Source organism: Virgisporangium ochraceum, assembly GCF_016863655.1.
GTDB classification, from domain to species: domain Bacteria; phylum Actinomycetota; class Actinomycetes; order Mycobacteriales; family Micromonosporaceae; genus Virgisporangium; species Virgisporangium ochraceum.
In genome coordinates this window covers 37,615-52,408 of the sequence record NZ_BOPH01000041.1, presented here as the reverse complement: position 1 = coordinate 52,408, position 14,794 = coordinate 37,615, and the positions used below count along the sequence as shown (strand labels likewise).

The following is a 14,794-nucleotide window of genomic DNA, read 5'->3' as shown; positions in this document are numbered from 1 at the left end:
CTACTTCGTCAGGTACTTGCCGGAGATGTCGATGACATCGCCGGACGGCTTGAACTGCTGCTCGGCGGCGTTCCACTGGAACGTGCGGAACGCGAGGATGCCCAGCGGCGCGTTGGGTTGCATCCTCCACTTGATGCCGTCGATGAACATCGGCGGTTGGTACTCCTGAACCCGGGCCGCTTCGATGATTCCGGCGTGGCTCAGTCCGGAGGATGATGCGGCGGCCTTCTTGAACACGTCGATCATCATGTCGCCGATGACCCAGCCGTTGACCGTGTAGCTGTTGGTCGGCGCCGGGTTGTTGAGCTTCTTCAGCTTCTCCAGGTAGTCCTTCACCGCGGCGTCGTCGGCGTACAGCGGGCTCGCCGGGTTCTTCAGCCACACCGGTACGAGCTGACCGTCGGCGGCGGCACCGGCCGGCGCGTACAGGGTGCGGCCGTCGACGCAGTTCGACGGCTGGATGAACGTCTCGGGCTTCCAGCCGGTGCGGCCGACCGCCGTCGACAGCGCCGGGCAGTCGGTGGTGACGGCCGCGTTGATGAGGACCTGCGCACCGCTGGCCGACAGCGTGGACGCGGCGGCGGCCGGGTCGGCCAGCGACGCCTCCTTCACGATCGTGAAGTTGGTGCCCTGCAACGCCTTCTTGTAGCCGTCGGCGAGGCCCTTGCCGCTCTCGGTCTGGTTGATCGCGAGGGCCACCTTGGCGCCGTTCGGGTACTTCTGCTTCAGCAGCTCCACGCCGAACGCACCCTCCACGTCGGCGGACGGAAGGTACTGCGTGGTCCACGGGAAGTTCTTCACGTCGCGGAACGTCGGCACGCCCGACTGCGCGAACAGCAGCGGCACGCACGCGGCGTTCTGGTCGTCGGCGACCGCGTCGAGCTGGCCGGAGCCGAACACGTCGATCACGTTCACCTTGTCGCTCTGGATGAGCTGCCCGATGTTCGCCTTCGCCTTGGCCGGGTCGAACGCGTCGTCGCGGGTGACCACCTCGAGCTTGACACCGCTGACGCCGCCGGCCTCGTTCTCGACCGCGAACCGGTCCTTCATGCCCTGCAGCACCGCGCCGACGGCGCCGGCGAGCGGACCGGACAGGGCGGCGCTCCAGCCGACCTTCAGCGTGCCGGAGATCTTCTTCGTGGCGGCGTCGGGGTCGTCGCAGTCGTCGACGGGCGCCTTCCAGGCACCCGAGGCGGCCGCGGTGTCGCCGCCGTCGTCGGTGTCGTCGTTGGAGTTGGAGTTGCAGGCGGACAGAACGGTCGCCGCGGCAAGGACCGCCGCGAGGTACGCCAACGGACGTTTCATGTGGTTTCTCCTCGTGCCGCGGACGCACCGGCAGGTTCGAGCACCTGGGGTGGCGGTGCGTCCGGGGGTTTACCGGGGTCGGCCGGTCGGATCCGCACGATCCGGCCGGCGAGACGGCTGATCCCGCCGACGAGCCCATCGGGCATCAGGAAGATGATCAGGATCAGGGCCAGCCCGAAGAGGACGCCCGAAAGCTGCCCCTGGCTGACGTTCGATGGGTTGAGGTTCGCGGTGAGGTACGGGATGTACACCACCGCGAAGGCGCCGACGATGGGTCCGATGCGGGTCGCGGCGCCGCCGATGACCAGCCCGGTGATGAACTCGATGGACTTGAGCAGGGTGAAGGAGCCGTCCGGTGACAGGGCGGCGAGATACATGGCGAACAGGCAGCCGGCAAGCCCGGTGACGGCTCCCGACAGCCCGAACACCGACGTCTTCACGGCGGCGACGCGGATGCCCGACGCGGCCGCGGCGATCTCGTTGTCGCGGGTGGCGATCATCGCGAGGCCGGCACGGCTGCGTACGAGGTTGTGCACCAGCAGGAGCACGAGCAGAAGGACCACGATGGACAGCCAGAACATCCAGAGGTCGCGCTGGCCCGGCCGCAGCCCGGTCCACTCCGGGGGGTTGAGCAGCCGGCGGCGGATCACCAGGCCGCGGGCGCCGCCGGTGAGCTCCTCGAAGCGGCGCACCAGTTCCGGGAACGCGACGCCGACGGCGAGCGTCACCAGCGCGAGGTACAGCCCGCGGATCCGCAGCGCCGGCAGGCCGATGACGAACCCGACCACGAAGCACAGCACCAGCGCCGGCCCGATCGTGTACAGCGGGTCCCAGCCGTAGCGCATCACGAGCACGCCGGTGGTGTAGGCGCCGAGCCCGAAGAACGCGCTGTGCCCGATGGACAGCAGCCCGGTGTACCCGGTCGCGAGGTTCAGCCCGGTGATGGCGATCGCGTAGATGAACACGTTGGTGAGCTGGTTGACCCGGAACGGCGCCAGCCCCGACATCCACAGCAGCACCAGCGCGACGGCTACGCCGGTCGCGACGACGAGCGCGCGGTGCGTCCAGGTCCCACGTTCGATGATCACACGCGCTCCAACTGCCTGGTGCCGAACAGACCGTTGGGGCGCAGCACGAGCACGGCCACGATGATGGTCAGCGCCGCCGTCTGCGGGAGGGTGTCGCCGATGAAGCCGACGTAGCCCATGATGAGCTGCTGCGCGACGCCGAGCGCGAGCCCGGCGACCACCGCGCCGAGCGGGCTGTCGAGCCCGCCGAACAGCGCCGCCGCCGAGGCGTAGATGAGGATCGGGAACATCGTCTGCAGGCCCAATTGGGTCGGCGCGAGCGGGGTGATGAGCACCCCGGCGACCGCGCCGATCGCGCCGGACACGCCCCAGCCGAACATCAGCACCCGGCCGGTCTTCACGCCCGACAGCGCCGCCGACTCGGCGTTGCTGGCCACCGCCCGCATGTGCAGGCCGAGCTTCGTGCGGTTGAAGAGCAGGAACATCAGGGCGACGACGACGAGCACGAGCAGCCACACGCCGAGCCCGTCGTAGTACAGGCGGGCGCCGCCGACGCCGACGTAGTCGTCGAGGTCGTTCGGGAAGATGCTGGGCATCACCTTGGTCTCGGAGTTCCACAACAGGCCGCACAACGCGTTCAGCGCGGTGAACAACCCGAGACAGACGATGAGCACGGCCATGTCGTTGCGCCGGCGCACCGGGCGGATCAGCAGCCGCTCGACGCCGGCACCGAGCGCCAGCCCGGCCGCGGCGGCCGCGAGCAGGCCGACCCAGATCGGTGTGCCGAGCGTCGTCAGCCACCACGCGAGGTACGTGGTGAACAGCGCCAGCTCGCCCTGCGCGAAGTTGATGGTGCCGGACCCGCGGAACACGATGACGAGCGCGAGCGCCATCACCGCGTACACGCACCCGTTGGTGACCCCGTCGAAGACCCGGTCGAGCAGCAGCGACACGTCGTGTCCTCCCGTGCCTAGTAACCGAGGTAGGCGCGGCGGACCGCGTCGTTGTCGCGGAACTCGTCCGCCCCACCGGTGCTCGCGACCCGGCCGACCTCGAGCAGGTAGACCCGGTTCGCCAGCGCCAGCGCCAGGTCGGCGTTCTGCTCGACGAGCAGCAGCGCGGTGCCGGACTCGGCGTTGATGCGCCCGAGCACCGCGAACAGGTCGGCGACCACCTTCGGCGCGAGGCCGAGGCTGATCTCGTCGCACAGCAGCAGCTTCGGGCGGCTCATCAGCGCGCGGGCGACCGCGAGCATCTGCTGCTCGCCTCCGGAGAGCGTGCCGGCCACCTGTGCCTTGCGCTCGTTCAGCACCGGGAACACGTCGAACCAGTGCTCGAGGTCCGCCGTGATGCCGGCCGCGTCGCGGCGCACGGCCGCGCCGATGCGCAGGTTCTCCAGGACCGTCAGCGCGCTGAACGTCCCGCGGCCCTGCGGCACGAGGCTCACGCCCGCCGCGACCACCTTCTCCGGACGGTGGCTGCCGATCTCGGCGCCGGCGAAGCGGATGCTGCCCGTGCTCGGGAGCAGGCCCGAGATCGCGCGCATCAGGGTCGTCTTGCCCGCGCCGTTGGCGCCGAGGACGACGACGACCTCACGCTCGTCGACGTGGAGGTCGATGCCGTGCAGGACGCGGGCCTGACCGTAGCCGGCCATGAGGCGCTCGACGGCCAGCAGGGGACTCATGCGGCCTTCCCCAGGTACGCGGTGGCAACGGCCTCGTCCTGCTGCACGTCCGCGGGCACGCCGTCGGCGATCTTCCGGCCGGAGTCCATCGCGACGACGTGGTCGCAGATGCCCATCACCAGGCCCATGTGGTGCTCGACCAGCAGCGCCGAGAGGTCGTACTCGGTACGCACGCGCCGGATGAGCTCGCCCAGGTCGTGCACCTCGGCGTGGGTGAGGCCGCCGGCGGGCTCGTCGAGGAGCAGCAGGCGCGGCCGGGCGGCCAGCGCCCGCGCCAGTTCCACCCGTTTCAGCGTGCCGAACGGCAGACCGTGCGCCGGGCGGTGCGCGACGTCGGCGAGGTCGAGCGCGACCAGGATGTCCCAGGCCTCGGCACGCAGGGTGCGGTGGTGCCCGCGGGTGGTGGGCCAGCCGACCAGCGCGCTCGCGAGGTGCGCGGTCCGTCGCGTGTGGGCGCCGGCGACGGTGTTGTCGAGCACCGTCAACGACGGGAACAGCGCCAGGTTCTGGAACGTGCGGGCGATGCCGTGCCGCACGATGCGGTACCGGGGCACGCGCAGCAGATCGGTGTCACCGAACCGGATCGCGCCCGAGGTGGGCTGGTAGATGCGGGTGATGCAGTTGAACAACGTGGTCTTGCCGGCGCCGTTCGGACCGATGAGCCCGCAGATCTCGCCCGGCTCGACCGTGAACGAGATGCCGTCGAGGGCACGGACCCCGCCGAACTGGATGTGGACATCCTCGACGGTGAGGGTCATCCAGCGCCTCCGCTCGGTTCATACTTCAGTTGACGGTGCTACTCGCTTTACTACAACAATCGGAGTGACCCGTCAATGGCCCGTCATCCGATCGCAAACTGGCCGACACAAAGGACTTTCGAAGTCACTCCGGTAGTTGTAGCGTGTTGGCCACCCACCCCAGGGAGGTCGACGGTGTTCTCGATTGCTGACGTCGTCAGGGAGGCGGGCCGCGTGCGGCCCGACGCCGTGGCGGTTTCGGGCCAGGGCAGGCGTTCCACCTTCGGCGAGATCGACGAACGTTCCAACCGGGTCGCGTCCGGACTTGTTGCACTGGGCGTGCAGCCGGGCGACCGGGTCGCCTACGTCGGGCTCAACCGCACCGATGTGCTCGACATCGTCGCGGGCGTGTCGAAGGCCGGTGCGGTGCCCGTGCCGGTGAACTTCCGCCTGGCCGGCCCCGAACTCGCGGCCGTGCTGACCGATTCGGGGGCCGTCGTCCTGTTCGGCGAGCAGCCGCAGGTGGCGTTGCTGGGCGAAGCTCTGCCGTCCCCGATCCGGCGGCGGCTCGTCTTCGATCGCGACTACGACGAGTGGCTCGACGCGCAACCGGCGGACGACCCCGGCCACTCGACCGGTCCCGACGACCTGGCGTGCCTGCTCTACTCCTCGGGCACGACGGGCCTGCCCAAGGGTGTGATGGTCCGCAACCGCAACCTGCACTCGATGCTCGACGTGGCGCGGCGCCGGTGGCAGCTCGACCCGGGCGACTCCTCGCTGAACGTGTCGCCGTACTTCCACGTGCTCGGGTTCGCGTGGGCGGTGCACAGCCTGCGCCAGGGCGCCACCATCACGCAGGTGCGCGACGCCGGGCCGGCCGCGCTGCTGCCGATGATCGCCGGCGAGAAGGTGCGGGTCGCGGTGCTGGTGCCCGCGCTCATCGACATCGTGCTGCGCAGCCCGGGGCTCGACGGGGCCGACCTGTCGAGCCTGCGGCTGATCCTCTACGGTTCCGCGCCGATCTCGGTACCGCTGCTCACCGAGGCGACGAAGCGGCTCGGGGTCGCGATGGAGCAGTCGTACGGGCTCACCGAGGTCGCCGGCGGCGCCACGTTCCTCTCGCCGGAGGTGCACGAGCGGGCGCTCGCCGGGGAGACGGAGCTGCTGCGCTCGTGCGGGGTCGCCGATCCCGGCAGCGAGCTGCGGGTCGTCGATCCGTCCACACTGGACGATCTGCCCACCGGGTCGCCGGGCGAGGTGCTGATCCGGTCGCCCCAGGTGATGGCCGGGTACTGGAACCGGCCCGAGGAGACCGCGCACAGCCTGCTGCCCGACGGGTGGCTGCGCACCGGCGACGTCGGCTACCTCGACGGGGCCGGGTTCCTGTACCTGGTCGACCGCGCCAAGGACATGATCGTGTCGGGTGGCGAGAACGTCTACCCGGCCGAGGTGGAGCGGGTGCTCGTCCAGCATCCCGCGGTGGCCGAGGTGGCGGTCGTCGGCGCGCCCTCCCAGCGGTGGGGCGAGTCGCCGGTCGCGGTGGTGGTGCCGGAGCCCGGGTCCACAGTGGACGGGGATGAGCTGGTCGCCTGGTGCCGCGACCGGCTGGCCCACTACAAGTGCCCGGTGTCGGTGACCGTCGTGGAGGCGTTGCCGCGCAACGCGTCCGGGAAGGTGCTCCGGCGGGTGCTGCGCGAGCCGCTGTGGGCCGGGCACGAACGGAGGATCGGCTGATGTCGCTGCGGGACCTGCTCGACAAGCAGGAGATCACCGAGAACCTCACCCGGTACATGCGCGCGGTCGACCGTGGCGACCTCGACACGTTGCGCGCCTGCTACCTGCCGGGCGCGGTCGAGGAGCACGGCGGTGTCTACAGTGGACCCGCCGAGTCCTATGTGGACAGCATCGCCCGGACCCTGACGCATCCCCGGTCGGTGACCACGCACGTGCTCAGCAACGTCCTCATCGACCTCGACGGCGACCGGGCCGACGTCGAGTGCTACGTCACCGCGTTCGCCCGGGTGCGCGCCGGCGACACGCTGACCGTCGCCCGGATGGTCGACGTGTTCGAACGGGTCGACGGTCGTTGGGGAGTGCGGCACCGTCGTCTTCTCTGGGAGTGGAACCACGACATGAGCACCAACGAGGGCTGGATCTTCGGCCTGCTGGCGCCCGACACCTCGGTGCTGGTGCGCGGCGCGAAGTTCCCGGACGACCCGGTGTACAAGCCGTGACGGGGCTGTTCGAGGGCACCGTCGCGCTGGTGACCGGCGGCAACCGGGGCATCGGGCAGGCGTTCGTGGAGGAGCTGCTGGCGCAGGGCGCCTTCGTGTACGCGGCGAGCCGCGACCCCTCCGACGTTCACACTCCCGGCGCGGTGCCGATCGGGCTCGACGTCACCGACTCCGCTTCCGTTTCCGCGGCGGCCGCGCGGTGCACGGACGTCACGCTGCTCGTCAACAACGCCGGGTACTTCGCCAACACGCGGCTCGTCGTCACCGACGAGGTCGACGAGGCACGACGCGAGATGGAGGTGAACTACTTCGGGCCGCTCGCGACGACCCGGGCGTTCGCGCCCGTCCTCGGCGCCAACGGCGGCGGCCACATCGTCAACGTGCTGTCGGTGGCGGGCATCGTGCCGACCGCGTTCATGGGCGGGTACTCGCCGTCGAAGGCGGCCGCGCTGTTCCTGTCGGGGATCACGCGGGCCGAGCTCGAACCGCAGGGCACGCAGGTCACCGCGCTCATCGTCGGCTCGGTCGACACCCGCATGGCGTCGCACGTCGACGGTCACAAGGAGAAACCGCGCGACATCGCCGTCGCCGGGCTCAAGGCCGTGCGCAAGGGCGAGTGGGTCGCCGATACCGACTGGATGGCCGTCGACGCCCGGGCCCGGCTGGCCCGCGATCCGGTCGGCTACCAGCGCGGGCTGGGGAGGCTGGTGCACAAGGCGCAGCTGCGCACGGGGCGTGGCTGATGCGGGTCGTCCAGTGGGCCACCGGCGCGATCGGCAGGACGTGCCTGCGCGCGGTGCTCGACTCCCCCGACCTCGACCTGGTCGGCCTGTACGTGTACGGCGCGAAGAAGGAGGGCCGCGACGCGGGCGACATCGCGCGGCGCCCACTCACCGGCGTCACCGCGACCCGCGACGTCGAGGAGATCCTCGCGCTCGACGCCGACGTGGTGCTCCACACCCCGCGCCTGCAACTGGCGTACCAGCACCACGACGAGGACATCTGCCGGCTGCTGCGCTCGGGCAAGAACGTCGTCACGACCACCGGTCACCACTACCCGAAGGCGCACGGCGCCTCCCGTCACGAGATGTTCCGGCAGGCCGCCCTCGACGGCGGCGCCACTCTCTACGGCGTGGGCATCAGCCCGGGCGTCGTCGGCGAACGGCTCGCGCTCGCGCTCTCCGGCGTGGCGGTCTCACTCGACCGGATCGAGATCGACGAGGTGCTCGACGCCAGCGGCATGCCCGACCCGGAGTTCGCGTTCACCGTGCTGGGGCTGGGGTCGGATCCGTCCACCGTGGACCTGTCCGGCGGTGCGCTGCCCGTCCTCTTCGGACAGTTGTACCTGGAGACGCTGCGGTTCATGGCCGACCGCATGGGCGTCACGTTCGACCGGGTCGAGCCCGACCACCACCTGGAGGTGGCCTCCTCGGATCTGACGGTGTCGGCCGGCGTGATCCGGGCCGGCACGGTCGTGGCCACGGAGTGGCGCTGGCACGGGATCGTCGACGGTGCACGGTTCCTGACACTCGCCATCATCTGGACGATGGACCCGACCCTGCCCCGCTACGCCGGCCGCGACCACTGGACGGTCCGGATGACCGGCCGCCCGAATGTGGTGATGACGCTCAACCTGGTCGAGCCCGACGAGCCGGGGGTGCGCACGACCGCGGCGCAGTACGTCACCGCCGGCCCCGTGATCCGCGCGATCCCCGCGGTGGTCGCGGCGCCGCCGGGCATCTTCGAGCCGCCGGTGTTCGGCCCGTGGACGGCGCGATCGTGAGCCGCGACATCTTCGCCCGGCATCCCGACGGGTCGCGGGTGCTCGGCGTCGCCGACATCATCCGCCGCCGCGCGGCCGCGACCCCCGGCCTCACCGCGATGATCGAGCCGGATCGCACCACCACGTTCGCCGACCTCGACCGGCGCTCCACCCAGGTCGCCAACGCGCTGATCGCCCGCGGCGTCGAACCCGGCGACCGGGTGGCGTACATCGGCGCCAACTCGCCCGTGTTCCTGGAGGTGCTCTACGGCGCCACCAAGGCCGGCGCGATCGCGACCGCGGTGAACAACCGCCTCGCTCCCCCGGAGATCGCCGCCATCCTCGCCGACGCCGCCCCCGCGGTCGTGGTGGTCGACGATCCGGCCCTGGCCCCCGGGTCATTGACCGGTGACGGCTGGTTCGCCGACGCGTCCACAGTGGACCCGCTGGTACCCCGCGGCCCGGACGACACCGCGGTCATCTTCTACACGTCCGGCACGACCGGGCTGCCCAAGGGCATCATGCTCAGCGGCGACAACCTCGGCCAGGCGCTGGCCACCATGCACTACGACATGGAGCTCACCACCGACTCGGTGGCGATGGCGCCGATCCCGTACTTCCACATCTCCGGGCTGGGGCTGGCCCTCGTCGCCAACCTCAACGGCGCCGCGCTGCTGCTCGAGACCGCCACCGACCACGACGGGCTCGTCACGCTGCTGTCCGAACGGCGCGTGTCGCACGCCGCAGTGGTGCCGACGATCCTGCAGATCCTCCTGAACCTGCCCCGCACCCACGAGACCGACTGGTCGGCGCTGAAGTACCTCGTCTACGGCGCGATGCCGATCCCGTTACCGGTGATCCGGCAGGCGACCGAGGTGTTCGGCTGCCGGTTCATCCAGTCCTACGGGCTCACCGAGTCGACCGGTGGTGTCACGGTCCTGTGGCCCGAGGACCACTTCGTGGAGGCGCGGCTGCGGTCTGTCGGCCGCCCGATGCCCGGCGTCGAGGTCAGGGTCGTCGACCCGGTCACCCTCGAACCGCTGCCGCCCGGCCGGCGCGGCGAGGTGCTGATCGGCGGCGGGCACGTGATGCGCGGCTACTGGCAGCGCCCGGCCGAGACGGCGGCGACGATCGTCGACGGCTGGGTCCGCACCGGCGACGGCGGCTCCTTCGACGGGGACGGCTACCTCTACCTGCACGACCGCATCAAGGACATGATCGTCAGCGGCGGCGAGAACGTGTACCCGGCCGAGGTCGAGAGCGTCCTCACCGGCCACCCGGCGGTGGCGGAGGTGGCGGTCGTCGGCGTGCCGTCGCGGCGGTGGGGCGAGAGCCCGGTGGCGGTGGTGGTCCCCCGCCCCGGCGCGACCGTCGACGGAGCCGAACTGATCGCGTGGAGCCGCGAGCGGCTGGCCCACTTCAAGTGCCCGGTGGCCGTCCACGTGGTGGAGGCGCTACCGAGGAACGCCAGCGGCAAGCTGCTCAAGCACGTCCTGCGGTCGAGCTACACGTAGCGCAGCTCCACGCCGAGGAGGTCGCCGTCGGTCAGGCCGCCGCCGAGCGGCGAGCGACGCAGGGTGATCGTCCACTGCGGACGGTCGGCCTTCGGGACCAGATACACGAGGCGGCCGCCGAGGTCGAAGGTGTGCTTCTCCACCGGGCCGAAGCCGAGGATCTCGGTCCACAGCGCGGTGGCCGACGCCGGGTCCGCGACGCCGGCGTCGACGCGGAGGATGTCGTCGATCAGGGCGTCCGGGGACGGGTCGACGCCCATGCCGTCCCAGAACCACTTCTCCGGGTCGGCGATGCCGTCGAGCTCCAGCAGGAGACCGGCGTCGGCGGGGTGGAACTGGACGATCGGGTGGCCCATCACCCGCTGGTCGGCGGCCAGCCGCACGCCCAGGGCGACCGCCCGGTCGCGGGCGGCCTCGGCGTCGGAGTGCTGCACCGACAGGGCGTAGCCGCCACCACCGGTCTTCGCCAGCCAGCGCGACAGGGCCGCGCCCATCGGCGCGTCGCTCGACGGTGCCACCAGCTCCAGGTACGAGCCGCCGGCGAGCGCCATCGTGTCGTCGGCGAGGCCCACCGTGTCCAGCTCCGGGTCGGCGAAACCCTTGCCCAGCCGGAACTTCTCCCGCACCAGAGCGCCGGCGCCCTCGATGTCGCCGGTGGCGAGCACCACCTGCCGCAGCAACGCCCAGTCGGTCATGAGAGTCTCCCTTCCCGGAGAACACGCTTGAGCACCTTGCCGCTCGCGTTGCGGGGTAACGCGTCCACGAAGACCACCTCCGTGGGGCACTTGAAGTGCGCGATGCGCTCGCGGCACCACGCGATCAGGGAGGCGCCGTCCAGAGGGGCGGAGGCCACCACCACCGCCAGCGGGGTCTCGCCCCACCGCGCGGACGGCGTCCCGATGACGGCCACGTCGAGCACCGACGGGTGGTCGGAGAGCACCTTCTCCACCTCGGCCGGGTACACGTTCTCGCCACCGGAGATGATCATGTCCTTGATCCGGTCGCGGAGGTACAGGTAGCCGCCGTCGTCGAGGACGCCGGCGTCGCCGGTGCGCAGCCGACCGTCGGGGGTGAAGAGGTCGTCGGAGTCGCGGTTCCAGTAGCCCGAGGTGAGGCTGGGCCCGCGCACGAGCACCTCGCCGGTGCCGTCCATGATGGACACCTCGATGCCCGGCAGCGGTCGCCCCACCGACAGCAGCCGCGACTCCACGAAGTGGTCCTCCGGCGCGAGAACCGTGGCGACCCCGGTGGTCTCGGTGAGTCCGTAGGACTGGTGGAACCGCGCGCCGAGCACGTCGGTCGCCCGCTTCATCAGCGCCGGCGGGATCGGCGCACCGCCGTACACCACGTGCCGCAACGTGGAGACCTCCGACGCGGCGGGCGAGTCGACGATCGCCTGGATGAGCGAGGGAACCATCGCGGCGTGCGTCGCACGGTGCTCGACCAACTGCCGCAGCATCGAGTCGGGCGTCGGTTCCCGGTTCTGCACGATCGTGCCGCCGGCCGCCAGCGTGACCAGCGACCAGCCGGCGCCCGCGATATGGTGGTACGGCGTGGGAACCAGGCTCACCGTCGCACCGTCCACGGAGAACCGCGACCCGCACGCGGCCACCGTCCACGCCAACTGCGCGGCCTCGATCCGGACACCCTTCGGCCGGCCCGTCGTGCCCGAGGAGTACATGAGCAGCGCGGGACCCGCGTCCCGCGGCACGGCGGAAGACGGCGAGGCGATCCAGCGCTCGTAGTCGCGTCCGACGCGGACGACCTCGACCGACGGCGGCAGCGACGCCGCGAACGCCTCCCCGGCCACGACGAGCGTGATCCCGGCGTCGGCACAGATCCAGGCCAGCTCGTCGGCGGACAGGCGGAAGTTCAACGGGACCAGCGTGACGCCGGCCTTCGCCGCGCCGAGGAACAGTTCCCAGAACTCGGTGCCGTTGCGGTCGACGTACCCGACCTGCCCGCGCACCGCCCCGAGCGCCGACGCCGCCAGGTCGCCGCGCCGCCACAGTTCGTCGTACGTGAGCGACCGCCCGTCACCGGTGATCGCGACCCCGGAGTCGCGCCGGCGGACGAGGTCACGGAGCGCCATCGACCGACACGTCGCTGCCGCGCAGCGGTTCGCGGCACTGGTCGCAGGCCAGCCGGGGCGTGAACGTGCGCCGGCACTCGGTGTGCCGGTAGATCAGCGCGCGCCCCTCCGGCGACTTGAACCAGCGGTGACCCCAGTCGAGCGTGCACATGATGACCGGGAAGAACGCGCGACCCTTCGCGGTGAGGTGGTAGCTCTGCCAGTCGGAGCGGTCGAGCCCGGGCGCGACGGCGAGCACCTCGAGCTCGCAGAACGTGCGCAGCCGGTCGGCCACCATCGTCGGCGGGGCGCCGAGGCTGCGTTCGAAGTCCTTGAACCGGTGCGCGCCCAGGAACGCCGCGCCCAGCAGGGCGGCCGACCACCGGTTGCCGATGAGCGCCATCGTCTGCGGCACCAGGCCCGGCGCCGTTCCGCCGCCACTGGACGAGCGGCGGCGCGTGGTCGCCGCCGGGACGCTGCGCTCCCAGCCGCCGGCCGGGCCGAAGTCACCGGTGACGTCGCGCGGCTCCACCGGTTTGCGGCAGGCGGCGCACAGCAGCAGCGGCTGGAACGTGTTGCCGCAGCGGGTGTGGCGCATCGCCGGCAGCCGCTCGGCGTGCTCGGGCACCCACGCCGCCTCCCACGCCCAGATCGACAGCAGGATCGGCCACGTGTCTCGGCCGCGCTTGGTGAGCCGGTACTCGAACCGCGGCGGCCGCTCCTGGTAGGCCACCTTCTCCAGCAGACCCGCGTCGGCGAGCCGGGTGAGCCGGTTGGTCAGCACCGAGTTCGAGATCGCCAGCTGGTCGAGGAAGTCGTTGTACCGGCGCACGCCCGCGGTGGCGTAGCGCAGGATCGTGAGCGTCCACTCGTCGCCGATGAGGCCGATCGACTGCCCGACGGCGTTCTGACCGCCCTCGGGCAGGAGAGTGGGCTCATCCGACACCTACGACTCCATCCGCAGGGCCCGGCCCATCGTGTCGGCGGTGCGCCAGCCCGGGATCGACGACCCGGCCGCCCACGTGGCGTGGGTGCCGCTGGAAACCCGCTCGGGCAGCCGCACGCGCGCGATCGGGCCGTCAGCGACCCGCTTCGCGTCGAACACCAGGCACTCGGACCGGTTCTCGTTCATGTCGGTGGTCAGCGTAACGAGGTAGCCGTCGTCCTCGCCGGTGGACCCGACACGTGGCGCCATCGCGGTCTCGCTGCCGTACACGCCCTCGCCGAACGCGTAGTGCTCGTCGGTGCCGGTCGCCAGGTCGTGCTTGACCAGACCGCTGAACAGGAACCAGCTCGGCACGCCGGTGGCCGCGTACGCGTACCGGTTGCGCCGCCCGCCGAACCTGCCGTTGATCATGCCGAACTCGGTGACGCGGTCGCGCAGGCGCTCCTCCTTCACCGCGCCGGTCCTCAGGTTCAGCCGCCAGCGGTGCAGCCGCGACTGCATCCGGTCGAGCGCGAGGAAGCGGAACATCCGCTGGTAGTACGAGCCGTCGCCGCGGTCCTGCGGCTCCGGGTCGTCCTGGAAGAACCCGTCGAGGACGATCTCGTCGCCCTCCTCGTACGCGTTGACGAAGTGCAGCACGTACGTCGACTCCGCCTCGAACCAGCGCACCTGCTCCGTGGTGCCGCGCCGCGGGATCACCCCGATGCGCAGCGGCAGCTCAGGGTGGAACCGCGCCGCGTGGACGCCCTTCTCCAGCAGCTCCGGCTCCCAGAACAACGGGCAGTCGTTCAGGATCGCGTAGTTCTCGGTGTAGGCCATGTCGTGCGGCAGGCGCGGCCCGGGCAACGGGACGTCGACGTAGTGCACGAGGTGGTTGTCGGCGTCGACGACGCCGTAGTGCAGGTACGGCGCCTCCTTGCCGTAGTTGAAGAACAGCAGCTCGCCGGTGTGCTCGTCGCTCTTCGGGTGCGCCGAGACGCCCCAGGTCGACGGGGTCCACGCCGACTTGCCGAGCGTGTCGAGCGTCAACGGGTCGAGCCGGTAGACGTCGCCGCACTGGTAGAACGTCGACAGCGCCACGCCCGCGTGCACCACGACGTCGGTGCTGGAGGAGTCCTTGAGGCCGCCGCGCGCACCCCATCCATCTCGCAGGCTCTTCTTCGGCGGCTCGGCGAGCCCCGCCCACAGGGGCTCCTTCGTCTCCTGCTCGGCGAGGAAGCCGTCGGTGCGCACGAACCGGTTGCGGTAGAACGCCTTGCCGTCACGGAAGCCGACGACGTGGATCATCCCGTCACCGTCGAACGGGTGGTACCTCCCGGCGATCGCCGGATGTACCGGGTTCTCCGTGTTGCGCAGGTACACGCCGTCGAGGTCGGCCGGGAGCTCGCCGATCACGGTGAGGTCGTCGGCGCGCCACTCGCTCGTCTGCGGCTGCCACGGGCCGGTGCGGTACGGGTGGTCGTCGTCGTCGGGCAGCGTGGACAGGGCGTGGCCCACCAGTTCGACGTCCATG

The 14,794-nt window shown here is 71.1% G+C and carries 14 protein-coding genes; 5 read left to right on the top strand and 9 right to left on the bottom strand.

Annotation, left to right across the window (positions count from 1 at the left end):
• The 5 genes from Voc01_RS16825 to Voc01_RS16805 are packed head-to-tail and all read right to left on the bottom strand — an operon-like array spanning position 1 to position 4,775.
• Positions 1-1,305 (bottom strand): ABC transporter substrate-binding protein, encoded by a 1,305-nt coding sequence (locus tag Voc01_RS16825; protein WP_203928379.1) that lies wholly within the window; start codon positions 1,303-1,305, stop codon positions 1-3.
• Positions 1,302-2,393 (bottom strand): branched-chain amino acid ABC transporter permease, encoded by a 1,092-nt coding sequence (locus tag Voc01_RS16820; RefSeq protein WP_203928378.1) that lies wholly within the window; start codon positions 2,391-2,393, stop codon positions 1,302-1,304. Before Voc01_RS16820 ends, Voc01_RS16825 begins: the two co-directional genes overlap by 4 nt.
• Complete coding sequence (locus tag Voc01_RS16815) at positions 2,390-3,286, bottom strand: branched-chain amino acid ABC transporter permease (RefSeq protein WP_203928377.1); 897 nt, start codon at positions 3,284-3,286, stop codon at positions 2,390-2,392. Before Voc01_RS16815 ends, Voc01_RS16820 begins: the two co-directional genes overlap by 4 nt.
• A gap of 17 nt (positions 3,287-3,303) precedes the next feature.
• Positions 3,304-4,017: an ABC transporter ATP-binding protein gene (locus tag Voc01_RS16810; protein WP_203928376.1), complete on the bottom strand. Its 714-nt coding sequence runs from the start codon at positions 4,015-4,017 to the stop codon at positions 3,304-3,306.
• Complete coding sequence (locus Voc01_RS16805) at positions 4,014-4,775, bottom strand: ABC transporter ATP-binding protein (protein ID WP_203928375.1); 762 nt, start codon at positions 4,773-4,775, stop codon at positions 4,014-4,016. Before Voc01_RS16805 ends, Voc01_RS16810 begins: the two co-directional genes overlap by 4 nt.
• A gap of 174 nt (positions 4,776-4,949) precedes the next feature.
• Between Voc01_RS16805 and Voc01_RS16800 the strand changes: the two genes are divergently transcribed.
• Genes Voc01_RS16800 through Voc01_RS16780 form a run of 5 tightly spaced genes read left to right on the top strand, consistent with a single transcriptional unit; the run spans position 4,950 to position 10,264 of the window.
• Positions 4,950-6,488 carry a long-chain-fatty-acid--CoA ligase gene (locus Voc01_RS16800; protein ID WP_203928374.1) on the top strand — a complete coding sequence of 513 codons (1,539 nt, stop codon included), beginning with the start codon at positions 4,950-4,952 and terminating at the stop codon, positions 6,486-6,488.
• A complete protein-coding gene (locus tag Voc01_RS16795) occupies positions 6,488-6,988 on the top strand; it encodes a nuclear transport factor 2 family protein (protein WP_203928373.1) in 501 nt (166 codons plus the stop codon). The genes Voc01_RS16800 and Voc01_RS16795 overlap by 1 nt, the downstream gene beginning before the upstream one ends.
• Positions 6,985-7,731 carry an SDR family oxidoreductase gene (locus Voc01_RS16790; RefSeq protein WP_203928372.1) on the top strand — a complete coding sequence of 249 codons (747 nt, stop codon included), beginning with the start codon at positions 6,985-6,987 and terminating at the stop codon, positions 7,729-7,731. Before Voc01_RS16795 ends, Voc01_RS16790 begins: the two co-directional genes overlap by 4 nt.
• Positions 7,731-8,771 carry an NAD(P)H-dependent amine dehydrogenase family protein gene (locus tag Voc01_RS16785; RefSeq protein WP_203928371.1) on the top strand — a complete coding sequence of 347 codons (1,041 nt, stop codon included), beginning with the start codon at positions 7,731-7,733 and terminating at the stop codon, positions 8,769-8,771. The genes Voc01_RS16790 and Voc01_RS16785 overlap by 1 nt, the downstream gene beginning before the upstream one ends.
• The gene (locus tag Voc01_RS16780; protein ID WP_203928370.1) at positions 8,753-10,264 is read left to right on the top strand and encodes an AMP-binding protein; all 1,512 of its coding nucleotides are present in this window, start codon (positions 8,753-8,755) and stop codon (positions 10,262-10,264) included. Before Voc01_RS16785 ends, Voc01_RS16780 begins: the two co-directional genes overlap by 19 nt.
• Here the strand turns inward: Voc01_RS16780 and Voc01_RS16775 are convergent.
• Genes Voc01_RS16775 through Voc01_RS16760 form a run of 4 tightly spaced genes read right to left on the bottom strand, consistent with a single transcriptional unit; the run spans position 10,255 to position 14,793 of the window.
• Positions 10,255-10,959, bottom strand: a complete 705-nt coding sequence (locus Voc01_RS16775) for a VOC family protein (protein ID WP_203928369.1) — start codon at positions 10,957-10,959, stop codon at positions 10,255-10,257. The genes Voc01_RS16780 and Voc01_RS16775 overlap by 10 nt on opposite strands.
• The gene (locus Voc01_RS16770; protein ID WP_203928368.1) at positions 10,956-12,356 is read right to left on the bottom strand and encodes an AMP-binding protein; all 1,401 of its coding nucleotides are present in this window, start codon (positions 12,354-12,356) and stop codon (positions 10,956-10,958) included. The genes Voc01_RS16775 and Voc01_RS16770 overlap by 4 nt, the downstream gene beginning before the upstream one ends.
• Positions 12,343-13,281: a winged helix-turn-helix transcriptional regulator gene (locus Voc01_RS16765; protein WP_203928367.1), complete on the bottom strand. Its 939-nt coding sequence runs from the start codon at positions 13,279-13,281 to the stop codon at positions 12,343-12,345. Before Voc01_RS16765 ends, Voc01_RS16770 begins: the two co-directional genes overlap by 14 nt.
• Positions 13,282-14,793, bottom strand: coding sequence for a carotenoid oxygenase family protein (locus tag Voc01_RS16760; RefSeq protein WP_203928366.1), 1,512 nt, complete (start codon positions 14,791-14,793; stop codon positions 13,282-13,284). It abuts the gene before it with no gap.
• Between the last annotated feature and the right edge of the window lies 1 nt (position 14,794).

Coding starts and splice junctions, on each gene's coding strand:
- Voc01_RS16760 (WP_203928366.1), bottom strand. CDS start 14,793: ATGGACGTCGAACTGGTGGGCCACGCCCTGTCCACGCTGCCCGACGAC.
- Voc01_RS16825 (WP_203928379.1), bottom strand. CDS start 1,305: ATGAAACGTCCGTTGGCGTACCTCGCGGCGGTCCTTGCCGCGGCGACC.
- Voc01_RS16795 (WP_203928373.1), top strand. CDS start 6,488: ATGTCGCTGCGGGACCTGCTCGACAAGCAGGAGATCACCGAGAACCTC.
- Voc01_RS16785 (WP_203928371.1), top strand. CDS start 7,731: ATGCGGGTCGTCCAGTGGGCCACCGGCGCGATCGGCAGGACGTGCCTG.
- Voc01_RS16805 (WP_203928375.1), bottom strand. CDS start 4,775: ATGACCCTCACCGTCGAGGATGTCCACATCCAGTTCGGCGGGGTCCGT.
- Voc01_RS16775 (WP_203928369.1), bottom strand. CDS start 10,959: ATGACCGACTGGGCGTTGCTGCGGCAGGTGGTGCTCGCCACCGGCGAC.
- Voc01_RS16770 (WP_203928368.1), bottom strand. CDS start 12,356: ATGGCGCTCCGTGACCTCGTCCGCCGGCGCGACTCCGGGGTCGCGATC.
- Voc01_RS16810 (WP_203928376.1), bottom strand. CDS start 4,017: ATGAGTCCCCTGCTGGCCGTCGAGCGCCTCATGGCCGGCTACGGTCAG.